The sequence below is a fragment of the Paraglaciecola arctica BSs20135 genome (assembly GCF_000314995.1).
Classification (GTDB): Bacteria; Pseudomonadota; Gammaproteobacteria; order Enterobacterales; family Alteromonadaceae; genus Paraglaciecola; species Paraglaciecola arctica.
In genome coordinates, this window is the sequence record NZ_BAEO01000027.1 from 273,650 (window position 1) to 297,092 (window position 23,443).

Below are 23,443 nucleotides of genomic sequence, written 5' to 3' on the forward strand. Positions count from 1 at the left end.
ACCAGATATATTCACATTTATAATTATTGTGTAATGCTTAAAATAGCAATAATACCATTGCGTATAAATAGGTGATCAATGATTGCGCAGGAAAAACTAACAAGAGCAAGACGCTTGATTGAGTAATGGCGAGCTATTGCGATTGAAAGCAACGTAGCCATTGTTAGTTTTAACCAGTAAGTGTAAGCAAATACTTATGCGGATTAGCATAAACAGCTAGCAAGAGAGTTTATTTTACCCTAATGATATTCTTATGATTAGGAGGATAAAGTATTGAAACACTGCGTGATTTCTGCTGAATCAACCAAATTATTTATAGTCTCTTTAAAAGCAGAGACACACAAATCAGGGAATTCCACAGATAATACCAATTGAGTTTCTTCCTTTTTGAGACACATAATGTAAGCAAGTGGTAAATACTTAGCATTGAAGTTCTTTTTGAATACGGTCGTCCTTATTTGACTTGCTGAATATGTACTACGTTGCCCATACTCTTTTTCTAATAATGGACGTAACTTTTTAACATACCGTTTTATGGCAAATTTGTTGAACATAGGCTGCTTTCCTTTGAGTTAAGATTCTGCACTTAATTCTTTGTTGTTACCGGAATGGGTGTAACCAATAATCACCGGGGTATGATTTGGTTATTCATTAAACCATCTAAATACTATTGATGTTGCTGATGAATCCCAACACTAAATTTCGGTGCGTATGATAGGAAAAAAATAACTCTAAAGCTTATCTGAATCGGGCGTTTTTTTATCAAAAGCGCTCTAAATAGAATGGTGTCTGTTTTTTAAGTACTTTGTAAATGCAATGGAGTAATTTCAGTTGGAGAATGAAAGCACTAAATTAAAAAAAGACCAAAAGTAAAAATACTATTGGTCTCTCATTAAAAATTGTTAACCAATTTAAGTTCGAAATATTCTAAAAATTAAGATTGTTTTTTAAATCTACGTGCTGATAATCCCATAAGGCCTAATGCAAAAATGGCAAATGTAGAAGGCTCTGGTACAGCGGTCGTAGCATCAGGTTCATAGGTATAATTTACTGCAACTTTACCCCATGAACCGGTTTGAAATGAATTTCTAAAAAAACCAGTCCCAGAGTCAACGTTATTAGTAATAATTGTTTGTGCAAAACCCGAAAAATTAAATTCAATATCATTGCCTAAAGTGAATGCTGAAAAATCAACATTTGTTAAGGCTGAGCTAATTTCTCCACTTGATAAGCTATAGTTGAAAGTGTCGTCAACAGTATTTGTAATTAGGTTAAACGTCCCCGGTAAAGCACTTGAGTCACTTAAAAAAGGGTTGGTCTCTGTCGATGAGCGAAATATAAAGTCATCTGCTACGCTAGTACTAACTTTCCAATCTTGGAATATAGAAATACCAACATCAGCTCGTCCGTTAGCAATACTTGTGTTTTGCTAAGAGCCTTCGCTATTCATTTGACCAAATACTGTGATGCCGACACCAGTTAACGTGCCAAGGGCAGTATCAAATGAGTTAATTGATAGCGTTTCATTTAAGAAACCAATTTCAACATCATTTGTGCTTCCCTGATTTCCGAAGCTAACTTCTTGAGAAACAAGCCCTGCAAATGAGTTTGTGCTTGCAAGTAACAGACTTGTGATAAATAATTTTTTCAAAATACTTCCTTTATATATTTTTAATTTGATGGTGTGCGAGAACTGCTGATGGTACAAATTGCACCATATTGTTTACCTCTTTTTTTTAGTGGTTTTTGGCTTTTTGCACTTGATTTCAGCAAGTGGTAAATACTTAATATTTAGATTGTTTTTGAATACATTTGTCCTTATCTACCTTGCGGAATATGCACTACGTTGACCATTCTTTTTCTAATATCAACCTAACCTTTTAACATGGTGTTTATGAAACATTGGCCCTACTCTTTAATTAGGGTTTTGTATCCATACCGGAATTGGTGTAACCAATAAACACCGAAGTATGATTTGGTTCTTCATTAAATTTAGGTTTTTATGATAGGAGAAAAATAGCTCTAATGCTTATCTGAATCGGGCAGTTTTTTATCAAAAACGCTCTAAATAGAATGGAATCGATTTTTTAAGGCGCTTGGATTCAAATAATAAGTGCATAACTTGAAAGGGTAGAAAAAGCGGTCAGCTGAATATATGCTAATCGCTTTTTCTCCGGCAAGATGTGCACCAATGAATATATATAAACAACTGACCTATGAACCACGATGCCGGATTTATACTTTAAGTAAAATAGGTATGAGCCAAAATAAAATAGCCAAACAACTAAAGGTAAAGTTTATCAATCACGTAGTAAGGATAAACAAGCTGGCAGAGGGTTTATTAAGAAGCGCATAAGTATTGATGAGCGCCCGCACGTTGTTGATGATATAAGTCGAATTGGTGATTGGGAAATTGAGCTGATTATTGGCAAAGGCCACAGTGGTGCATTGGTTATTATTGTAGAACGGAAAACTAACCTGACATTGAGGGGGAATTAATAGTTTGTGATGCATTAGCAAAAAATCAATAAAATTTCAAAACGAACTATTGTAATAGACGGATGAAATATTAAACCAGAGTATTCTTAACAAGGAAACAGGTTTAAAGAATAATACCGAGCCACTTCTCTTAGGCTTAGGTATAGATCTAGCCTTGTTTGTGTTTACGTGCCATTCCCCAACCTATGATACCTGCACCTATTATTGCGCCTATCCATGCATAAGCTTCAGTTTCGGGTGAAAGTTGTTTGGCAAAGATGATTGTAAGCATCGAAAAAATACACAGTCCCCAACCAAACATTTCGACTTTGCTTAAATATTTGGAGAGGAAAAAATTCGATTCTTTTGGGGTTTTCTGCATGTTTAACCTCTATGGTTTTTTGACTCAAAATACATTGGCTTTTATTTAGCGACACGATACCAGTTAATTCCAGAAAACCAAGGTTTTCAGACTGAAGCTTGATTTCACAAACGCAGGGCACATTAATTGGGACAACTATTCCAGCTATTATTGAAGATATAAATCTGCATGAATAAAAGGTGCCATAGCCAGTAAAGTCGCTTGACGATATACACTCTCCCTAGTGGCTAAGCCGTTGGTTAATAAGCCAATAGCGCCTCCTTTTTGTTTGATGTTGTTAGTGTTAAATAACCTGTCCATCACATGACCTAGTTCTTCGCCGTTTTGTAATGCTTGATAAATTACGGGTGGTAAAGGTAGGTTGCAACTGCGCCCAATAAACATGTGTTTTTGATTGGCGATAACAACAAAAGCAAAGGTGGCGGGACCGTATTCGAATTGGTCGACACCGCCTTCAATAGCCACATAAAAGTCGGCTTGACTGTGTTGTTGACAATATTTGACCCTATTGATGGCGCCAAGCTGTGTTTCTGGACTCGTCATAGGCTGTTCCGCTACCTTTGATGGTGCGTTTACACCAACACATTCTACTTCTTCTAGCGCCAACATATCGCATATTGCTGACTTAGCCGCGTTAATCTTTACTGGGTTTTTTGATCCCACTACAATCTTTATCATTCAGTTGCTCGGTTAATTATCTAAGTTAATCTAAGTTAAATGACAAAATTGTAGCATTAAGCACTTTATTAATCTGAATTCGGGTTAAGACGTGCCGATTCTTTTAAAGTAACTATAATAAAAACAATAGGTTAGAAGCTTACTATTTGTTTTGTAGCTTATTTAATTCATCCAGTGCCGATATTATTGTGTTTATCAAGGCGAGCTTGTGAAGCAATAGCCAGCTATTGAGAGCAAGTTCAACGAAGATAGGCGCAATAATAGCGGTGCTGGACGGTATGGCTTATCCCGACTTCAGGTTTATTAAAACTCTACTCGATTACCTTGATTTAGCGCGATATAATGCCAGTCGATTAATCAAAAATATTAAGAGTTAAACAGTCCGCGATGAACAATGCACCCCCAGAATCTTTGATCCGCACTTGGGTTTGGATGATGTCCGAAAACAATGATCCAGAACTGATGAATAAAGGCCGACAAAACTTGATCAGTGCTTTTGGCAGTTTACAAAAGGCTATTCAGTATATTGAACAACACGCAGATTCTAATGATGAGAATTAAAGCCTTTCTTTCTTGAAAGTCCATAAGTTGCAAGGGCATATTCAAACCATTTATTTGGTGGAGTATGCCGAAAAATTGTTATTACTTGATGGTTGTTGTCGTGCAGATATCAGTAAACTTGAGCAGTTTATTGCTGGGGAATTAGCTCGGCCATTCTCTGATTTAAAGCTGATTGTTGTCACCCATATGCACCCTGATCATGCAGGGGCCGCTCACAAATTGCGTAAAATTACAGGTTGTAAAATTGCGAGTGCGAATATGTCGAGCCAATGGTATAAAGGCCTAAGGGGCAGGTTTATGCATTTGGTGGATATTGCTCTAGCCATGTGGGTGGCGAGTAGAATGGGCAAAACCAGAAAAAATTTATGGTATCCAGCCCATCTTAAAATTGATTATGCCTTAGCAGATCAAGCTAAACTCCCCGGTTTTGATGAATGGTGTGTGTTGTTGACTCCAGGTCATACAGATCGAGATTTATCTGTGTTGCACCTAGCTTCAAAACGGATCTATGTAGGAGATTTATTGGTCAAAGTTAAAGACCGCTTTATTCCACCTATTCCAGTGAATTATCCTAGTCAGTATCTCGCTTCAATTCTAACTCTGCAAGCCTTGCGACCTGCTTCCATTATGCTGGCCCATGGTGGTGAAGTGGAGTTTTCTGAGCGAGATTTTGCCCATGTTTTGACAGTGGCACCTAGAAAACCCTTTACCATATGGACTCCGGCTAAAAATAAATTGAAGCGTTTATTACTCAGAAAAAAGGGCTAAAACTAGCTAGTCTTAGCCCTTTTAAAATTGTTCACTTTGAATGAAAGCAGTACCAAGAAGCTTGCTTCTCCCGAGTTGAAAGGCATTTATATCCTTTTGGCTTTCATCTCATTCACACAATAGTCTACAGCTCTCACTGTTATTGCCATAAAGGTTAGAGAAGGGTTTTGTACTGCACTTGAGCAAAAGCTAGCGCCATCAGTTACAAACAGATTGTCCACGTCGTGACATTGATTAAAGCCATTTAGCACTGAATCTTTTGGATCGCGTCCCATCCGTGCTGTGCCTAATTCATGTATGGCAAGACCTGGGTTGTTTTCACCGATAGAGTTATAACTCTTAACTTCTGTTAGCCCTGCTTTGGTTAACATATCAAAGGCCGTTTGCTCGGCGTCTGCCATCATTAATTTTTCGTTTTCTGACCAAGTACAATCAATATCAATAAGGGGAATACCCCATTTGTCGGTTTTAGTGGGGTGTAGCGCCATGTAATTATCAAAACGGGGCAACATTTCACCTTGGGCATGAAGACCCATACTCCACTTTCCTGGTTTGTTGAGCTTATTTTTGTAATCGGCACCTATGCCATTTTGATTCGCGTTACCCTGCCAGTTATCCCGTTGACTGCCACCCGAAAGTCCATACCCTCGGACATAATTTTTCTTGTATAACGATGGTTTGTACTGAAAATTAGGGACTAATATGCCTGACGGTCGTCTACCTGAATAGTACTCATCTTCAAAACCCTCTACTGTGCCTACGGCACCCGCATTGTAGTTGTGATCCATCAAATAATGGCCAAGCACTCCAGAACTATTCGCAATTCCGTTTGGAAACGACTTAGTTTTGGTGTTCAACATGATTTGTGCCGAGCCTAGGGTCGAGGCACATAAAAACACTACCTTTGCAAAATACTCACGAGTACTTAGGTTGTCGTTATCTACAACTCTGACACCTTTCACTCGTTGGGTTTTTTCATCATAGATTAGGCTATGCACCACACTGTTTGGGGCAATTGATAAGTTACCTGTTTTAGCCGCAGCGGGCAGAGTAGAACTTTGGGTAGAGAAATAAGCCCCAAAAGAACATCCCTTTTGACATTCGTTTCTTGCCTGACAAGTAACACGCCCTTGTTCTAAATGTAGTTGTGTAGGCTGTGTTAAGTGGGCGGTGCGGCCCATGATTAAATGTCTGTCGGGAAACTGTTCTTCGATTTTTTGTTTAACATGTAACTCGGGTGCAGTCATTTCAAATGGAGGTAAAAACTCGCTGTCAGGCAATTGTTCTAGACCTTCATTGCTGCCACTTATGCCTGCAAATGTTTCTACGTAGCTATACCAAGATTCAAGATCCTTGTAACGAATAGGCCAATCATTTCCGTGACCATCTGCTTTATTGGCAGAAAAATCATAATCACTAAGGCGATAAGATTGACGATGCCACAGAAGAGACTTTCCTCCTAATTGGTTGGCTCTAATCCAATCAAACCCTGTTCCTTCTTTGGTAGTGTAGGGTAAGTCCTTGTCGTTACCAAAGAAGTGTTTAGTGGCGTCGCTGAAGGCATAACATTTTTTTTGTACAGCGTATTTTTCTTCAATGAGCAAATTATCGACCTTGGTTCTGTTTTCAAACTCCCAAGGGCCTTTGCCTTCGCCAATATAGTCTTTTCGATGTTCGACTACCCGGCCGCGCTCTATCATTAATGTCTGCATACCACGTTCACAAAACTCTTTGGCAGCCCAACCTCCAGTGATACCTGAACCTACCACTATGACATCGTATTCTTGGTCACTTTCTTGAATATATAAATCTGTCGTCATGTTATTTACTCGTGATTCTGTTTGTTATGTCTGTTTGCTGTCATTATCAAAAATTAATAATAAGCCTGCGGACTCCAAGATTTTGTTTCTGCATTGGCAGGGATAGCGCCGATAAAACCACCAGGAATAGGTTGGTAATTGAGTGCTTTTGTCACCCCAACTTCAGAAGTGAAGTAACCAAATACGATCAGTGCTTTTAAAAATCTAAATTGGTCTTTTTCACTATCTGTAGACATACTATTAGTTTCAAAATCCACCAATAGCTGCTGTTGTTGCTGTGGTTGCAACAACACAAATGATTTAGCAAATTCTCTAGTCGCCAGCAAATCAACTGTATTAATAATATGAATACAATCATCTTGTTGCTGTTTGGAGTGGCAATGTAGCAACTGATGAGGGACAAATTCATGGCATCCCACTTCGACTGCGCTAGGCGTGTCTGTTTTAGGTAATATGGTTTCGCATAAGCTGTAAAGAACTGTTAATTCTTGCTCTGAAAACAAGTTGCCGTCCTTGGGCGGATTAGACCTTTGCGCTGCAAATTGTTCAGCCACTGGCACACTGCAACCCGACAGCACCGCTGCTGCCGTAGTGGCGCCAAATAAAGCGACCATTTTTTTCATAAACATTCGACGATTATCCTCGTCATATGTTCTTTTTTCTAATTCGGTTTTGTTTGAATTAGTAGGCATACCCATCTCCTCAATATTCTATTTAAACAATCGCTTTATTTAGCAATACCAGCTCATTAATGCGTGGTCGACTTAGAATTTACTTTACGCATAATCCAATAAAACCCAGCAAATAATACTATCAACACAAGTGGGAACAGGATCAGGTTGTTTAAAGCAGCATGACCTGAAGCTAGGGCTAGGTCATTACCGGTTAGGCCTTTAGCTGCGGCTTCTGCTGTAGCTGAATCTATCCAACCACCAATAATCGGGTTCCATATGCCCATTGCAAACATACCTGCACCACCCATTAAAGACATGCCCAACGCGCCTGTTTTAGGAGCGTATTCACTAGTACAACCAATCATAGTTGGCCAGAAGTAGGTTATACCTAAAGCAAATACAACTGCGGCAAAATAGACTGCAGTACCTTGCAATTGAGTCATTAAGAATAAACCTATGCTAGCTAAAACTGCAGACGCTAATAAAACACCAGGGGGACTTAGTTTATGTACAAGGGGGCCAGCATAGAATCGACCAAGAGCCATGATACCGGTAATTAAAGCTAATATAAGCATTGGAGTGGCGCCAGATGCTTCTAGAATTTTGTTTATCCATTGTCCTGGACCAAACTCACTTACTGCTGTCATAGTCATACAAACAGCTAAGAAAATGTAGATTGGGTTAAGTAATGCTTTTAAATTACCGCTAGTTGAATCGTCTTCGGTTTTTAGTTCAGGGAATTTAAAACCTAACATCATGATGCCGTAAATAGCAGTAGGCACTAACATAGTGGCTACTTGTGCTTCCCAGCCTAGACCTAAACTGTTCATGCCTGCAGATACAAGAGAGCCAATTACAATGCCGCCTGGGAACCATACATGGAACTTGTTTAACATAGCCGTTTTATTGTTAGGATAAAGTTGCGCAATAATGGGGTTACAGCCGGCTTCTACTAATCCATTGGCAAAACCTACCAGAAAAGTTGAAATCATTAAGCCCCAAAAACCATCAGCAACAATGGTAAGTATTAACCCTAAGGCATGTCCGATAAATGCTAACCATACAATCAGTTTTGCGCCAATTGCATTATAAAGTGCGCCGCCAAATATCATGGCAAGAGGGAAACCTAAAAAGGCCATGCTGGCTATCCAGCCTAGTTCTTTACCGCTTAAACCATATTGTTCACCTAATTCACCTAAGATCCCCGCGCGAATTGCGAATGTCATAGCGGTTACTATTAGGGCTATACAACTTATTTTAAATACGCGTTTAGCGTCCTCATCTGAAATGGCCGTTGTCGCATTCATATTGTTTTACCTTATTTAATGCCTAGTATTTTATTATTCATTTCAACGTCTTTTTCCACACCGGCAAAATCGTCAAACGCTTTTTCTGTAGGTCTAATTATGTGGTCGCTAATAAATTTAGCGCCCTCTGCCGCGCCATCTTCGGGGTGTTTAATGCAACATTCCCATTCCATCACTGCCCAACCATCAAAATCGTATTGCATCATTTTGCTAAAAATAGCTTTGAAGTCGATTTGACCATCACCTAAAGAACGGAAACGACCCGGTCTGTCTATCCAATCTTGGTAGCCGCCATACACACCACTGCGTCCATTGGGATTGAACTCTGCATCTTTTACATGGAAGGCTTTGATCCGCTCATGATAAATGTCGATAAAGGCTAGGTAGTCGAGTTGTTGTAATACGAAGTGGCTGGGATCATATAAAATATTAGCTCGAGGATGATTGTCGACCGCTTCCAAGAAGCGCTCAAAGGTCACTCCATCGTGTAAATCTTCACCTGGATGTAGTTCATAACAAAGGTCTACACCGGCTTCATCAAAAGCATTCAAAATAGGTAACCAACGTTTCGCTAATTCTTTAAAACCTTGTTCAACCAAACCTGCTGGACGCTGTGGCCATGGATATATGGTTTGCCATAATAGTGCGCCAGAAAAAGTTGCATGACCCGTTAAACCCAATCTTTGGCTGGCTTTAGCGGCATACATCATTTGTTGAATTGCCCAGTCGGTACGTGCTTTGGGATTATTATGTACTTGGGTAGGAGCGAAGCCGTCAAACATCTGGTCATAAGCTGGGTTTACGGCTATTAATTGGCCTTGCAGATGGGTAGAAAGCTCAGTAATTTCTAGCCCTGCTTGGCTTGCAATGCCTTTGATTTCGTCGCAATAGTCTTGGCTGCTTGCTGCTTTTTTTAAGTTAAATAATCGGCCATCCCATGACGGAATTTGAATACCTTTAAAACCTAATCCTGCCGCCCAAGCACAAATTTCTGGAAAAGAGTTAAATGGACTGTCATCACTGGCAAATTGCGCGAGAAATATACCCGGGCCTTTGATTTGTTTCATTAGTCTGATCCTGAAATTGTTAAGGGGGATAAATCGAAGTCATGCCATTTCAACTCAGACTGGCTGAACTTCACTGTGTTTTCGATAAAAGCCATGCCACGGATGGCTTGTTCGATTCCAGGTACGTCAAAAGCTTCATTTGAGCATGGAACACCTTTTTCAAATGCCTGTATTTGAATGGCAAAGTTTTGGTAAATATTCGCGAAAGCCTCTAAATAGCCCTCTGGGTGCCCAGCGGGAGTGCGTGTGGCGGCCTGTGCAGCGGGGCACAAATCCCCAACACCAGTGCGGATAAGTTGCGTTGACTTATTGTTAGTTCTAAGCCATAAACTATTGGGTTCCATTTGTGACCAATCAAGACTGCCCTCTTCTCCGTATACTCGTAAACGTAGGTTGTTTTCTTCACCTACTGATATCTGGCTAGACATCAGCACTCCACGAGCGCCGTTGTCAAAACGCAATAAAACGGTACCGTCGTCGTCGAGTTGCCGGCCTTCAACCACAGCATTTAGATCTGCACACATGGCTGAAATGTTGGCATCTAGGACATATTCAGCCAAATTGGCAGCATGTACCCCGATATCACCCATGCAGCAGCTAACACCTGCTCTTTTAGGATCAACACGCCACTGTGCTTGTTTACTACCTTCATCTTCTTTGTTAGCCAGCCAGCCCTGGCTGTATTCCACTACCACCTTAGTGATTTTTCCTAAAACCCCTGTTGCAACTAGGTGTTTGGCTTGTTTAACCAAAGGGTAGCCGTTGTACGTATGGGTGAGGCCATATAGTTGCTTGGATGTCTTTAATACATCAGCTAAATCCAAGGCTTCTTGTAGCGTGAAAGTGGCAGGTTTATCACTTAGTACATGAAACCCTGCTTCTAGCGCCGCTTTGGCAATAGGAAAATGCAAATGATTAGGCGTAACTATAGAGACAAACTGCATTCTTTGCTGCTCTGGTAACTTCGCTTCTTCGGTAAACATTTGTGCATAATTGGCATAACAGCGTTCAGCAGGCAAATATAAGCTTTGCCCAGAGGATATACTTTTCGCTGGATCTGAACTGAAAGCGCCGCATACTAATTCAATATTGCCATCTAGGTTGGCTGCCATACGATGCACTGCACCAATAAAAGCGTCTTGACCGCCACCGACCATTCCCATTCTTACTTTTCTAGGCTGTTGCATAGTGTTACCTAATATTCACTGAGTGGATCAGCCGAATAATCACAAGTTAAATTTATGTTAATTATGCTAGCTCATTGTAGCTATTCAAGCCTAATATAAATTCGGCAATTAAATGCAATAAATTCAGCGTGCTATGCTCTAGTGATTTTTATCGGAGAGAGCATTGCGCATTAGATTTGAAAATGATGAGCGGCTTATTGGTGAGTCATTAGCCATTGTTGTTTAAGTTTATTAGAGGCGTTTAAGCAATGTAATTCATGTTAGTCAGACAGATAAATAAGGACTAATTTATAGGTGAATAAATTTCGACGTGACCACGTCCCTGTTCTTTTACTTTGTACATAGTGTTATCTGCATTGACCAATAATTCATGGAGTACTTTGCCATGCTCAGGAGCAATGACTATTCCAATACTTACGCCTACGGTGCAACTCAGATCGGGTTGAATTTGAATAGGCTGTTGTATTTGTACTAACAATGCTTCGGCTTGTTTTTTAATAGCTTGGTTGTCTGCATCATGCATATGAAAAGCGATAACAAATTCATCGCCTCCCCAGCGAATACACACGTCAACATCAAGGCTAAACATTGTGGTAATTCGTTTGGATATTTGCTGGAGTACTTTGTCGCCAGCTTCATGACCATAGGTATCGTTGATAGGCTTAAATTTGTCTAAATCAATCATCATCAATACAAAAGGTTGTTGATTTTTAATACTAAAAAATAACATCTTGTTTAGTTTTTTCTCACCAGATCGCCTATTTAATAAATGGGTTAGTAGGTCGTGATCTGCTTCAAAACGAGTCTGCAGCTCTCGTTCGGCTCTTTCGGTTACATCGTATAAGATGACTTCGATAATGGAGCTTGGAATGTCTGGCTGTTGCCGTTGATCTGTGACTTTGGCAAACAAACAATGCATCCATTTTTGTTTATCACCCACCTGACATTCAATATCCAAGGCAACTTGTGCTATTTCGGGTTTGTTGCGTATCTCACGTAACAATTGTTGTAACTTATCAGGATTTGTCATCAGTGTGGGGAAATGTAGAGAACTAAGGTCATCGCTACCTTGTGCCGTAAAGTAGGCAGCAAATGCTGGGTTAAAAGTACTGATGTTATCTTTATCATCTACCAAACAAATTCCTGCACTTGCTTGTTCAAATATTAGTCTGAATTTACTTTCAAGAATTTGCGTTTTTACCCTAAGGTTTCTTTCCATATTGAACGAATGGTGTAACTCATGCATCAATGCATTGATCCCTATGACAAGTTTGCCAATTTCATCCTTACCTTGGTAGGGCAACATGCGCATAGTGGTTGGGCTGCGTGGATCGATCTGGTCGACGTTGTCGATTAGTTTCTGAATGGGTTTAGTAAGCCAGCGGTGAACTAGCACTGATACAAAAAAAGCCAAGGTTAACGAAAGAGATAACAAACTAAATATTTCTATTTTAGTAGCATTTTTTGTTTGTTGTTGGATAAATTTTTCGTCTAAATAAATTTCTAAAACACCCACTTGTTCAATCGCAATAAAAGGATGGTTTAAGGTACTGGAAATCCGATCTGAGTTGCCAGTGAATTCGCCTGATATTACTTCTAAGCCTTTGTCATTACTAAGCTTGGCGCCTTTTATTGACGGGTTGATGGCTAGGCCGTTAACAATTTCTTGGGCGAGTTCCGGATCATTTACATATGCCGCAATCACGGCTGTTTTTTCTACTGTTTTTGACAATTGTTTTGCAAGCAAATAACTACTTTGTTGCCGAGTTTCCAAACCTAAATAGTAGGATAGTGCTGAAGCGAAGAACGATACAACTACTGCCACTAATGCGATGGCCAGCGCTACTCTGATATAAAGTTTTGGACTGATATAAATCAAATATAAACACCAATTTCATTTAAATAGTTACTGTTGTAACAGGAATATAGGCCACTTTCGAACTAGATCCTGCTATTTGTGACCAATCAAACTTAAAGCACCTTTTATGAACTAAAGTTACAGACTTTCATGCTTTGTTGCTGACGTCACTATATTCTCAAAAAATGCTGCAATAAGGAAATATTTCGAAACGGCTGGAGCTGTGAACATTCAAGTGAGTAATAACCTAACAGCACCTGGTGCTTGTATCCACGAAATGGGAACTACACGTATGGTCATGACTCAAAAACAGTGAGCTGAATAAATGGAACCAAGTCCATGACGTGCTCAATGTATTTGTTACAGTTGGTGTTTGTATGACTAGTTCAGGTACACAAAGGCCGCTGTTTTAAACGTATAAAGCCATCATACAAAGCAGTCCGATAACGCAAAGCTTCTTTGGTGGCAGGATCTGCCTGGCTATCTTCTTGCGCATGTTGAAACAACTTATCTGAGGTGGTGATAATGTTCTCAATTTCAGAGCTGTCTTTTGCTTCTAGCAAGGGCAATAAATTAATCAGTAAAGCTTGATAGGGTAATAATGTCTCTGCCTGTTTAAGTTCGGTTAAGGCTGCCCGGGCCGGAATACAAGCTTTAAGCACAGCAATAAAATCCACCACCTTTGCTGCGGGTGGCAGTGGTGGAGTTGATTAAATGGAATATCGGCTTGCCATTTTATGTTTGTTTTATCTTGTTTTGTCGATATGAAGTGAGTAAATGTCGATGAGATCGACAGGTAAGTTCTTATGTCGATAGAAGTTAATTAATTCGATACGTTTGATTCAATGTCGATGCCGTCGATATGAAGGCATGTTGTGTCGATAAAGTTCGGTTTTATAAACACAAGCTAATAAACCTGCATAGATCATCCCAATTTCTATACATGATTAAGCACTTATGTATGTTTAATGTGTTTTTTTAACCGTAATAGCCAAGAAAACCTCTACAAGATCACTAGAGCATTACACCCCACAATGAACGGCAACTTCTTGAGAAAAGGCTCCACTGAGCTGGCGTAGTTTGATTAAACTGCTGGTAGGATCGGCAGCGAAAGCTTGCTCAGCATTCTAAGACAATTGAAAAAATAACGGGTCATGTTCATCAAGGTAAGGAAAATTCGATGTTCTTCGTCAAAATAAAATACTCTCCGTGTCCTTGAATCAACTTAGATTATTTTGTATTGCTGCACTGTAATGATGAAAAAGTAGCGTTAAATCTTCACCATCTTTGCCATCGTATCAGTGACTAAGTAAAAATGCATATTTTTAAGTCATTGATTTGTATGGGTAAATGTGACTGCGGTTAGACCGTCGTCACTTTCCAACATTATTTGTAAACCACAAGTGTACGAACATATTAAAGCTTGATAAAAACTTGCGGTCTATCTGAGCAAAACAGCTTTAATGTTTGATCTTTTTTTCAAGCATTGTTTGCTTTGAATTATAATAAAGTCTGATAATTTTAATGAGGAACTGCAATATAGTTGTTAAGAAATCAGATAAAACGCAGCTTAGTTTGACTGACAAAAAAGAGCCTAATAGCAGACAGTCGAGCGTTAAGCCTGATGGTGAAGTTTGTGCGAATACCCGACAGACATAGCTCGCTGGCCGACATAGTGGTTATAGCATTTTCAGACGGTGAAGATTTACAAGCTATTACACGTCATTCCCGCGAAGGCGGGAACCCCTAAATAGTCTCAGTAAGCTCAATCGATTCTCACCCAACCAAGTCAAAATATAAGTCTTCCCAGCTAGGATTTAACTCATTGATGAGTCGGTTTTTCCATTCTCTGTTCCATTTCTTGAGCCTTTTCTCTCGAAGTATTGCGCTATCCATATCTTCAAGTTGCTCAAAATAGACTAGTTTGGTCAAGTTGTATTTGAAGCTAAAGCCCTTCAATTGTTTGTTTTTATGTTGATAAATACGCTGCACTAAATTACTTGTTACACCTATGTATAGCGTACTGTTGTTATCATTTGTGAGAATGTATATGCAGGGCTGTTTCATAGTTGAACTCCTTTTCAATCATTTAATAAATATATGCAGAAATTTCCATGTTGAAAAGGACGATTCTTTTAGATTAGCCAGTTGGTTTTGGAGGTTCCCGCCTTCGCGGGAATGACGGGGTATATAAGGCAAAATGTCACTGTCAGCTTACTCGGTAAACTTGCCGTTGAAGGCGTCATTACTGACAGGCGGTTGATCGCTCAAAGGGGACTAAACCACAATAAATCGCTAAGTCCGCAATCTTGGGCACACCGGTCAGTCGCGCTTTTGCAAAAGCATGAATCGCTTTCGTAAAGCTTTACCCCTAATGCCGAACACATTGTGGTTCAGAAATATCAAACATTATTATAAATTAACAAACTTCATTATCGTCTGACAACAAGGTCAAAAATCACATTCTAACCAGCTATTCCACAGTAACAGATTTTGCCAAATTCCTAGGCTGATCTACGTCTGTACCTTTTATTACCGCAACATAATATGACAATAATTGTAAGGGCAGGGTATAGACTATTGGAGCCACTGCCGCGTCACAATGAGGGACATTAATTACGCGCATTGTCTCGTCACTTTTGAAGTTGGCTTGTTTGTCAGCGAAGACATACATAATGCCACCGCGAGCGCGGACTTCTTCAACGTTTGATTTTAGTTTTTCTAATAGTTCATTATTAGGTGCGACCACTATGACTGGCATTTCGTCGTCAATGAGTGCTAGTGGACCGTGTTTAAGTTCACCTGATGCGTAAGCTTCGGCATGTATGTAAGATATTTCTTTGAGTTTCAGGGCTCCTTCCATGGCGATAGGGTATTGATCGCCTCGACCTAAAAACAAGCTGTGTTGTTTATCCGCAAATTCTTTAGCCAGTTCTTTGATGCCCGCGGTTAACGTTAGTGTTTCTTCTAACTTAGCAGGTAAGCTATGTAGTGCTTTAACAATGTCATCATGGTCTGTTTGAGACATGTTGTTGTATTGGCCAAGTGCCAAGGTCAACATTAAAAATCCAGTAAGCTGGGTAGTGAACGCTTTAGTAGAAGCTACGCCAATTTCTGCACCAGCAAGTGTCATAAAGGCTAAGTCAGATTCTCTTACTAGTGATGATCCTGGTACGTTACAGATAGTTAAACTTGCTGAATAACCGAGTTGTTTAGCCAATCTAAGTGCGGCTAGTGTGTCTGCAGTTTCACCTGATTGTGAGATGGTGACTATCAGGCTATTGGGATGCACAAAGGATTTTCGGTAGCGAAATTCTGAGGCAATTTCGACATTACAGGATACGTTAGCATATTGCTCTAACCAATAACGCGCTGTCATACCCGAATGGTAGCTAGTACCACATGCGATAATTTGTACGTGTTTAATACCAGCTAATATTTTGTCAGCACCTTGGCCAAATATATTTGGACTGATGCCAGTAGCACTTAAACGGCCTTGTAAGGTGTTACGGATAACATTGGGTTGTTCGTGAATTTCTTTTAACATGTAATGGCGATAACCGCCTTTATCACCTGCATCGTGTTCTACGTCTGACTCAACAACTTCTCGCTCTACTACTTCGCCAGTTTGGTCATACACTTTAATGCTAGTACGGGAAATTTCGGCAACATCTCCTTCTTCTAAAAACATAAAACGACGGGTTACAGGTAACAATGCCATTTGGTCTGAGGCGATAAAGTTTTCACCTATGCCTAAACCAATCACTAGTGGACTTCCAGAGCGGGCGACAATGATGCGCTGTGGATCATTTTTATCCATAATCACTGTGCCGTATGCACCGTGAAACTTAGTTACTGAAATTTGTACCGCTTTAAGTAAATCGCCGCATTTATCTAGTTCTAAGTGAACCTGATGAGCAATGGTTTCGGTGTCGGTGTCTGAGCTAAAACCATAACCGGCTTGGGTGAGTTCTTGGCGTAAGGTCTGGTAGTTTTCGATAATACCGTTGTGAACAACGGCAATTCGTTCAGATGAAAAGTGAGGGTGGGCGTTGGCTTCTGTCACGCCACCATGGGTCGCCCAGCGTGTATGAGCTATACCGGTTGAACCTATAACAGGGTGTTGTTTTAACGCCTCAGCTAATTCTTTGACTTTACCTATTCGTCTGGTGCGTGTGAGATTTCCTTGGTTATCCAAGAGGGCAACACCGGCTGAGTCGTATCCACGATACTCTAAGCGTCGTAAGCCTTCTAATAATATTTCAACTACGTTACGTTCGGCAATTGCCCCTACAATCCCACACATATTAAGCTCCAATCTCTGTTGTGTTGGCGCAGATAACCTCTACACCATGTTGTTCAATTTGTTGTTTTATATCTTCAGGTATATGTTCGTCGGTTACTAGAACTGAAATTGCACTCCATGGCAACTCTACATTGGGTATTTTTCGTTGTAATTTTTCAGATTCAGCCATGACCACTATCTGATTTGATACCTTTGCCATTGCTTGGCTTAATTGGGTCAACTCGTTAAAAGTGGTGGTGCCTTTTTGAGGATCTAAGCCTGCTGCACCTATAAATGCCTGATCAAAGTTATATTCTTGGAGTACTAATTCAGCCATTTTGCCTTGAAATGAATGGGATTGAGGATCCCACGTACCCCCGGTCATTAATACTTTGGGTTCATTTTCTCGCTCTAATAAATAATTGGCGACCTGAAGTGAGTTGGTCATTACCAACAAACCTGTTTTGTGTTTTAGTTCAGGTAATAATGCAGCTGTGGTGCTGCCACTGTCTATGATTATGCGATTGTGATCTTTAATTAAAGACGCTGCGGCCGCGGCTATTGCTTTTTTTCGTGGTGATACTTTTTCATCACTAAGCTCAGACGAGCTTGCTGGAAGCAAAATAGCCCCACCGAATTTTCTGAGAAGCAAACCATTGCTTTCAAGTTCGACAAAATCTTTACGAATTGTCACTTCTGAAGTGGAGAATAGTTTAGCTAACTCATCAACTGCTACCTCGCCGCTGCGATTGAGTAGTTCGACTATTGCGCGCCTTCTTTGTTGAGTATTTCGTTTTTGCATAATTTAGAATAAGTTTCGATTTGAAACTTATTCTAAATTTAATCTTATGAAATGCAAGTTAAATATTTTTAGTGAAACTAATTCGCAATATATAGCCGCCAACTAAGAGCCGTGTATTAAAAATTCATAGACTTGAAGCGTATTTTAATCAGTGCTTATAACCTTTCTGGGTATTGGCTAAACGGTTAAGGTATATGCCTTAAGGGCTTTTTTATTATGCGCACTGGCAAGTATCCCAATGTTGCTTGATAGGATCCTTGGGATATGGCAGCGGAAAAACTTGGTATAAGATGCAATTAAAGTTACAAAATAGTGCCGCAGTTATTTAGCTACGGCATTTTATTAATAACTACTTTTTAGTGGGGCGCTGCCAATTACTTACATTTCTTTGTTTAGCTCTAGCAATAGCTAATTCATTATCATTGACTTCTTTGGTCACTACAGAGCCTGCGCCTACAGTAGCATTCGCACCAATATTGGCAGGTGCTACCAATGCGCTGTTTGAGCCAATAAAAGCACCATCACCTATGATGGTTTTGAATTTATTCACTCCATCATAATTACAGGTAATAGTACCCGCACCTATATTGGCACCTTCGCCTACCTCTGTATCGCCAAGGTAGCTTAGATGGTTGGCTTTTGAGCCTTTTCCTAAGGTGGTTTTTTTCATTTCAACAAAGTTACCTACCCGTGATTTCTCTTTCATCACAGTCCCGGGGCGTAATCGAGCATAAGGGCCAACACTACAATGCTCGCCCACTTTAGCTTGTTCAATAATGCAGTTGGCATGGATAACTGCGTTCTCTGCAATTTCACAATCAATCAATATACAATTTGCGCCAATAGTCGTATTTGAGCCAATTTTTACTTTACCTTCAACGATGACATTCACGTCTATTGTAATATCTTGCCCGATTTCCAATTCTCCTCTTAAGTCGAAACGTGCTGGATCTAACAAGGATACACCACGCATCATTAAGGCTTTAGCTTGTTCATCTTGGTAGGCGCGTTCGATCGAAGCAAGTTGCACTCTATTATTAATCCCTTCAACTTCAATTGCTGATGAAGGCTGAGAAGCATGAATAGATTTTCCTTCTTTGGCGGCCATCTCAATCACGTCAGTTAAGTAAAATTCACCTTGGGCATTGTTATTGTTTAGGGCTGACAACCAACGTTTTAAGTCTTTACCCCCCATAATCATCATGCCAGTGTTAGTTTCTTTGATTTGATGCTGTTGTTCTGACGCGTCTTTGTGTTCAACAATGGCTGTGACTTGTGAACCTTGTCTGATGATCCGGCCCATGCCAGTTGGATCGTCTAGCTCTACTGTTAACAAAGCAAGGTCGGCATCTTTTTTCACTGCTATTAATTGCTGTAATGTGGACTCTTTAATCAGCGGTGCATCACCTACCAATATCAATACGTCTTCGTTATCTTGAATATAAGGAGCTGCTTGCTGTACCGCATGGCCGGTGCCCAACTGTTTATCTTGTAGACACCAAGACAAATCATTGTGACTGAGTTTATTTTGTAGCTGTTCTCGTCCGTGGCCGTAAACTAAATGGATATTTGTGGCTCCCAATTTGTTTACAGTATCAATGATATGTTGAACCATGGGTTTGCCACCAATAGGGTGTAATACCTTAGGTAAAGAAGATTTCATTCTTGTACCTTTGCCTGCTGCTAAAACTACTACTGAAAAAGCCATTTAATTTCCTTTAAAAGTGAAGTGCCTGTCGCCTGTGCAAGCAATATCTTGGACATTTCTACATTCTACTTATTTGCTAATGTACTGTCAGTAGTTGAGTGGCAGTTATATAGTTTGTCTCAAATTTATTGCGAATATAGATAGAGGATCTTGGTAAAAATTTCAGAATGACTATTCTACATGATGACTATGCGCATATTTTAAGCAAAAAGAATAAAATAAAGAATATCGCTGATGACTCGATAGATAATTCTCCGTTATGATAGTGCTAGTTGCCTTTATGGCATTGGTTATTAGAAAACAGATTAGACAAAATTAAGAGCAGGGTTGCCCGTGAATATTTTTCGTACATTACATCGAAGTATCTTAATATTGTTTGCTGTGGTTGTAGTATCTATAGTCACCTTAGTTCATATCAGTGTATCTAAAATAGTTGCGGAACAAAGTAGAGCGCAACAACAATCCCACTCTCCAGCGATGCAACTGATTATTCAACAACTGATGCAGCCTCTGCATATTTCACAGACATTGGCTAAAGCTAAAGAGCTTAAAGATTTAATGCTTAACCCTGTGGAGAATGAAGAGCAAATTTTTGTGACTCTGAAGCGCTTAAATCAGGAGTTTTCATTAAACTTTTTTATCGCTAGTGAGATCAGTCGAGTTCAATATGATTCAGAGGGGAAGAAAATCGAGTTGAATGAAGGCAAAGTTGATTGGTATTTCAGATACAAATCCCAACCTGAAAATGCTATGGCTGATATTGGACAATGGCAAAACCCGCAGTTTTATATTGATTTAAAAATTTACGATGACGAAGATAATTTTCTTGGTGTTTTTGGCGTAGGTAAAAGTCTCAACGCATTTACCCAAGTGTTTAATGAGTATAAAAAAACCTACGGATATGATTTTATCTTTGTTGATCAGAATAAGGATATTACTCTGACATCTGATCCTGAGTTATTAATTAAAGGTGTAACCTTCAAAAATTTAGCCGATCTACCGTGGTTTCAAAACTTAAATCCAGAGCAACAACAAGCTTCATTAAATAATTTGTTATTACAAATTAATGGCCAAGAGGCACTTATTGCAGAGCTGAATATTCAACCATTTGACTGGACTTTATACATCATTACACCTCTTCAATCTCGGCAAACTGAGATAAGTCGCGGTTTTATCATTAGTGTAGTGACTTTATTAGCAGTGATATTTGGATTGTTTTTACTGATATACAACTTATTGTATTATTTCAAAAAAGACATCCAAAAAATCAAACAAATAGACATCCTCACCGAATTGCCTAATCGAAGTAACATCACCTTAAAATTTGAAGAACTGATGTATGAGAAGCAGTCGATGAGTTTGGTACTTATTGATTTAGATAACTTTAAGCCTATTAATGAAACTCACGGCAGGAAAGCTGGGGATATAGTGTTGCGTCAAGTAGCACAAATGTTGCAAACTGATATACGTGAAACAGACATTTTAGGTCGTTGGGGTGGTGAGGAATTTATCTTATTAATGCCTAATACCGGTCCTCATGAAGCGGTCGAATTATGTCAGGAGTTATGTAACAAGTTGGGGGCTATGACCATCACCACAGGCACAACTTCTATTCAAATAACAGGGAGTTTCGGGGTATCTTTTACCGCATCTCCACGCACTATGTCAGAAGTTATCTCTGCAGCAGATGATGCACTATTTTCCGCTAAACGAGATGGTAGAAACATGGTCAGGATGCAATTAATCGATTCTGATTAAAGCGCCCATAGTGTTTGATTAGACAACACTTTTTTCCAACTCCAACAGGCCAGCTTTGATTGATGTACCCCAAGCATAACCCGTCAACTTACCATTACTGCCGATAACACGATGACAAGGCACAACAATAGTAAGAGGGTTGCGTCCATTTGCCGCACCTACTGCCCTTACTGCCTTCGGATTGTTTATTGCTTTTGCAATAGCAGCATAACTGCAGGTTTTTCCATAGCCGATAGTCACTAGCTGCCGCCACACTTGATGCTGAAAATCAGTGCCTTTAGGGTTTAGGCTCAAATTAAAGTGAGTCCTTTTTCCAGCAAAATACTCATCTAATTGTGCAACTGCTTGCTGAGTAAATACACTCTTATTGGGTAATTTAACCTGGTCGTCTACAAAACGGATGGCCGTAATACCAACTTGGTCTGCAGAGACTTCTAATGTGCCAAATTTCGAATCCAAATATTCAACAAAATCATTACTTTTAATCACGGCATACTCCAAAGTTGAAATGTTAGATAGCTTCGCCAAGGGCGCGCCAATTCGGGGTCTATCTTTATTTTTGCCAATTGTTTTTTAATTATTAGGTCAGTGTTAAGCCATATGTCGGGGGAAGATTGGCCGCGCATTTTTGCATAAGCGACAGTCCATGGCCCTATACCTTTAATATTTAACCAATCATCAACCGATGGAGCTGAGCAACTAACAATATGTTGCGCAAATAAAAGCAAGGTTTGTTTGCGACTGTTTGGAATTTTTAGAAATGCAAGATCACTATTGGTTATAGCTTTAGCGCTAGGGAAATAACACTTATCTCCTTCTGTTTCGCCTAATTCTTTGGTTAGTAAAGAGAGTAAGTTAATAGCCGCTTTGACTGATATTTGTTGGCCGAGAATGGCTCGACAACCTGCTTCAAAAGTATCCCATACACCAGGTATTCTCAATCCCGTCACCATCTTATCTGCAGGCACACCACATCTTAATAACTGGGTTCGGATAGACTTAGTATCTGCGTTGAGATCAAATATTCGCTCTATATTGCTTAATACAGTCATCAATTTTTCGATATTGGCTAGGCTTATCTCTACCTGTAAATAATTTTTATCCTGTATTGCTGAAACCCTAAACCAGCCCTTATCTGTTCCAATGTTAAAGGTTCTAGAATAAAAATTATCAGCAACATATTCGACTCCTTGAATCGCTCTCAAAGCTAAGAATGATTGCATATGCTGCCAATTGAAAGGTGGCCGAAAAGCAAGCTTTAGCGTAATTAGCTGTTCTTTATTATTCTTACTCTGCCTTATTTGTTGGGGAGTCAAGCCAGTCACTTTTTTGAAATTATGTTGTAAACGCCTAGCACTAGCAAAGCCACTAGCATCGGCAATATTTTCAATCGATAAGCTGCTTTGGTGCAGTAGTTGCTTAGCAAATAGAACTTTATCAAATAATTGGTATTGTTTTGGGCTTAAGCCTAAATGCTGCTGAAATAAATGCCGAAAGTAGCGGGTAGTTATACCCAGCTTAACCGCTATTTCTTCGATACTAAGTTCTCTATTTTGCCTGAGTAAACGCATTGCTCTGTGAACTGTAGTATTGACTCCTTGCCATGCGTAAGAATGAGGTGCACTGTCAGGCCGGCAGCGTAAACAAGGTCGGTAGCCTGCAAACATTGCTTGTTGGGCTAACTGAAAATATTCGACATTTTTTTCAAGTGGCGTATTCGCGGGACAAATTGATCGACAAAAAATATTCGTTGTTTTTACGGCGATAAAAAAGGTGCCGTCAAAGCGCGGATCTCTTGTTAGTCGAGCTTGTTGATAATCTGCATTCATCTGAGTGTGCATAATTAGAGTGTGCTTTAATACCATCGTTATTGTTATTCTAACGACTTCTATGGATATAGTGCGACAAAAGCGGCAGTCAATAGTTGATTATGTGTGCCGTGCCCGAACAATCCATGATGGGTGTTGTCCCAAGAACCAACAAATAGGATAATAGCCAATATTGGGCTATATGTAACTTAGCTGATTCAATCTAAAAATAGGAATAATGTGACTTCTTTTGTTTATGTAACTGTGGGTTTATTGGAAATGCTAAGCAAAGCTATGCAACT

Annotated in this window: 18 protein-coding genes and 3 pseudogenes; 4 read left to right on the forward strand and 17 right to left on the reverse strand. The window is 39.7% G+C overall.

The genetic code is table 11. The annotated features are described in order from the left end of the window. Positions 1–257 precede the first annotated feature (257 nt). Positions 258–554 (reverse strand): DUF6559 family protein, encoded by a 297-nt coding sequence (locus tag GARC_RS10385; RefSeq protein WP_039989299.1) that lies wholly within the window; start codon positions 552–554, stop codon positions 258–260. 380 nt (positions 555–934) lie between these two features. Then, a pseudogene (locus tag GARC_RS27270) lies at positions 935–1,708 on the reverse strand (choice-of-anchor E domain-containing protein). Between the two features lie 578 nt (positions 1,709–2,286). Between GARC_RS27270 and GARC_RS27815 the strand changes: the two are divergent. Beyond that, positions 2,287–2,487 (forward strand): annotated as a pseudogene (locus GARC_RS27815) (IS30 family transposase); the annotation flags it as partial. Between the two features lie 160 nt (positions 2,488–2,647). Here the strand turns inward: GARC_RS27815 and GARC_RS10395 are convergent. After that, complete coding sequence (locus GARC_RS10395) at positions 2,648–2,860, reverse strand: hypothetical protein (RefSeq protein WP_007619623.1); 213 nt, start codon at positions 2,858–2,860, stop codon at positions 2,648–2,650. A gap of 147 nt (positions 2,861–3,007) precedes the next feature. Continuing rightward, complete coding sequence (yjjX, locus tag GARC_RS10400) at positions 3,008–3,538, reverse strand: inosine/xanthosine triphosphatase (protein WP_007619624.1); 531 nt, start codon at positions 3,536–3,538, stop codon at positions 3,008–3,010. Positions 3,539–3,925: 387 nt separating this feature from the next. On the opposite strand from yjjX, the gene GARC_RS27005 reads away from it, so the two are divergent. Both GARC_RS27005 and GARC_RS10405 read left to right on the forward strand, forming a co-directional pair. Next, positions 3,926–4,099 (forward strand): hypothetical protein, encoded by a 174-nt coding sequence (locus tag GARC_RS27005; RefSeq protein ID WP_007619625.1) that lies wholly within the window; start codon positions 3,926–3,928, stop codon positions 4,097–4,099. 12 nt (positions 4,100–4,111) lie between these two features. After that, positions 4,112–4,867 carry an MBL fold metallo-hydrolase gene (locus tag GARC_RS10405; RefSeq protein WP_039989301.1) on the forward strand — a complete coding sequence of 252 codons (756 nt, stop codon included), beginning with the start codon at positions 4,112–4,114 and terminating at the stop codon, positions 4,865–4,867. A gap of 86 nt (positions 4,868–4,953) precedes the next feature. Here GARC_RS10405 and GARC_RS10410 read toward each other — a convergent pair whose 3' ends face one another. From GARC_RS10410 to glmU, 11 genes and pseudogenes are all read right to left on the reverse strand, one after another. Further along, positions 4,954–6,687: a GMC oxidoreductase gene (locus GARC_RS10410; RefSeq protein ID WP_007619631.1), complete on the reverse strand. Its 1,734-nt coding sequence runs from the start codon at positions 6,685–6,687 to the stop codon at positions 4,954–4,956. A gap of 53 nt (positions 6,688–6,740) precedes the next feature. Continuing rightward, the gene (locus tag GARC_RS10415; protein ID WP_007619632.1) at positions 6,741–7,379 is read right to left on the reverse strand and encodes a gluconate 2-dehydrogenase subunit 3 family protein; all 639 of its coding nucleotides are present in this window, start codon (positions 7,377–7,379) and stop codon (positions 6,741–6,743) included. Positions 7,380–7,435: 56 nt separating this feature from the next. Next, positions 7,436–8,668 carry an MFS transporter gene (locus GARC_RS10420; protein WP_007619633.1) on the reverse strand — a complete coding sequence of 411 codons (1,233 nt, stop codon included), beginning with the start codon at positions 8,666–8,668 and terminating at the stop codon, positions 7,436–7,438. An 11-nt stretch (positions 8,669–8,679) separates the two neighbouring features. After that, complete coding sequence (locus tag GARC_RS10425) at positions 8,680–9,735, reverse strand: sugar phosphate isomerase/epimerase family protein (protein ID WP_007619634.1); 1,056 nt, start codon at positions 9,733–9,735, stop codon at positions 8,680–8,682. Further along, entirely contained in the window at positions 9,735–10,922 is a 1,188-nt protein-coding gene (locus GARC_RS10430) for a Gfo/Idh/MocA family protein (RefSeq protein WP_007619635.1), read from the reverse strand. Before GARC_RS10430 ends, GARC_RS10425 begins: the two co-directional genes overlap by 1 nt. A gap of 283 nt (positions 10,923–11,205) precedes the next feature. Continuing rightward, on the reverse strand, positions 11,206–12,801 hold the full coding sequence (locus GARC_RS10435) for a sensor domain-containing diguanylate cyclase (protein WP_007619636.1): 1,596 nt from the start codon (positions 12,799–12,801) through the stop codon (positions 11,206–11,208). Between the two features lie 368 nt (positions 12,802–13,169). Beyond that, a pseudogene (locus GARC_RS10440) lies at positions 13,170–13,519 on the reverse strand (Fic/DOC family N-terminal domain-containing protein); the annotation flags it as partial. A 1,037-nt stretch (positions 13,520–14,556) separates the two neighbouring features. Next, on the reverse strand, positions 14,557–14,847 hold the full coding sequence (locus GARC_RS10445; RefSeq protein WP_007619642.1) for a GIY-YIG nuclease family protein: 291 nt from the start codon (positions 14,845–14,847) through the stop codon (positions 14,557–14,559). A gap of 406 nt (positions 14,848–15,253) precedes the next feature. Continuing rightward, positions 15,254–17,086: a glutamine--fructose-6-phosphate transaminase (isomerizing) gene (gene glmS, locus GARC_RS10450; RefSeq protein ID WP_007619645.1), complete on the reverse strand. Its 1,833-nt coding sequence runs from the start codon at positions 17,084–17,086 to the stop codon at positions 15,254–15,256. A gap of 1 nt (position 17,087) precedes the next feature. Then, positions 17,088–17,867: a DeoR/GlpR family DNA-binding transcription regulator gene (locus GARC_RS10455; RefSeq protein ID WP_007619647.1), complete on the reverse strand. Its 780-nt coding sequence runs from the start codon at positions 17,865–17,867 to the stop codon at positions 17,088–17,090. Between the two features lie 349 nt (positions 17,868–18,216). After that, on the reverse strand, positions 18,217–19,575 hold the full coding sequence (gene glmU / locus GARC_RS10460; protein WP_007619649.1) for a bifunctional UDP-N-acetylglucosamine diphosphorylase/glucosamine-1-phosphate N-acetyltransferase GlmU: 1,359 nt from the start codon (positions 19,573–19,575) through the stop codon (positions 18,217–18,219). Positions 19,576–19,908: 333 nt separating this feature from the next. Here glmU and GARC_RS10465 point away from each other — a divergent pair, with 333 nt between their 5' ends. Further along, complete coding sequence (locus tag GARC_RS10465; RefSeq protein ID WP_039989302.1) at positions 19,909–21,333, forward strand: sensor domain-containing diguanylate cyclase; 1,425 nt, start codon at positions 19,909–19,911, stop codon at positions 21,331–21,333. 18 nt (positions 21,334–21,351) lie between these two features. On the opposite strand, the gene GARC_RS10470 is transcribed toward GARC_RS10465, so the two are convergent. Together GARC_RS10470 and GARC_RS10475 are read right to left on the reverse strand one after the other, a co-directional pair. Beyond that, positions 21,352–21,822, reverse strand: coding sequence for a methylated-DNA--[protein]-cysteine S-methyltransferase (locus tag GARC_RS10470; protein WP_007619653.1), 471 nt, complete (start codon positions 21,820–21,822; stop codon positions 21,352–21,354). Then, positions 21,819–23,174, reverse strand: coding sequence for an AlkA N-terminal domain-containing protein (locus GARC_RS10475; RefSeq protein WP_153810907.1), 1,356 nt, complete (start codon positions 23,172–23,174; stop codon positions 21,819–21,821). Before GARC_RS10475 ends, GARC_RS10470 begins: the two co-directional genes overlap by 4 nt. Positions 23,175–23,443: the final 269 nt, after the last annotated feature.

Bases quoted from the DNA above. Each gene is read 5' to 3' on its own strand.
- GARC_RS10430 (WP_007619635.1), bottom strand. From the start codon at position 10,922: ATGCAACAGCCTAGAAAAGTAAGAATGGGAATGGTCGGTGGCGGTCAA.
- glmU (WP_007619649.1), bottom strand. From the start codon at position 19,575: ATGGCTTTTTCAGTAGTAGTTTTAGCAGCAGGCAAAGGTACAAGAATG.
- glmS (WP_007619645.1), bottom strand. From the start codon at position 17,086: ATGTGTGGGATTGTAGGGGCAATTGCCGAACGTAACGTAGTTGAAATA.
- GARC_RS10395 (WP_007619623.1), bottom strand. From the start codon at position 2,860: ATGCAGAAAACCCCAAAAGAATCGAATTTTTTCCTCTCCAAATATTTA.
- GARC_RS10475 (WP_153810907.1), bottom strand. From the start codon at position 23,174: ATGCACACTCAGATGAATGCAGATTATCAACAAGCTCGACTAACAAGA.
- GARC_RS10455 (WP_007619647.1), bottom strand. From the start codon at position 17,867: ATGCAAAAACGAAATACTCAACAAAGAAGGCGCGCAATAGTCGAACTA.
- GARC_RS27005 (WP_007619625.1), top strand. From the start codon at position 3,926: ATGAACAATGCACCCCCAGAATCTTTGATCCGCACTTGGGTTTGGATG.
- yjjX (WP_007619624.1), bottom strand. From the start codon at position 3,538: ATGATAAAGATTGTAGTGGGATCAAAAAACCCAGTAAAGATTAACGCG.
- GARC_RS10445 (WP_007619642.1), bottom strand. From the start codon at position 14,847: ATGAAACAGCCCTGCATATACATTCTCACAAATGATAACAACAGTACG.
- GARC_RS10415 (WP_007619632.1), bottom strand. From the start codon at position 7,379: ATGCCTACTAATTCAAACAAAACCGAATTAGAAAAAAGAACATATGAC.
- GARC_RS10385 (WP_039989299.1), bottom strand. From the start codon at position 554: ATGTTCAACAAATTTGCCATAAAACGGTATGTTAAAAAGTTACGTCCA.
- GARC_RS10425 (WP_007619634.1), bottom strand. From the start codon at position 9,735: ATGAAACAAATCAAAGGCCCGGGTATATTTCTCGCGCAATTTGCCAGT.
- GARC_RS10420 (WP_007619633.1), bottom strand. From the start codon at position 8,668: ATGAATGCGACAACGGCCATTTCAGATGAGGACGCTAAACGCGTATTT.
- GARC_RS10410 (WP_007619631.1), bottom strand. From the start codon at position 6,687: ATGACGACAGATTTATATATTCAAGAAAGTGACCAAGAATACGATGTC.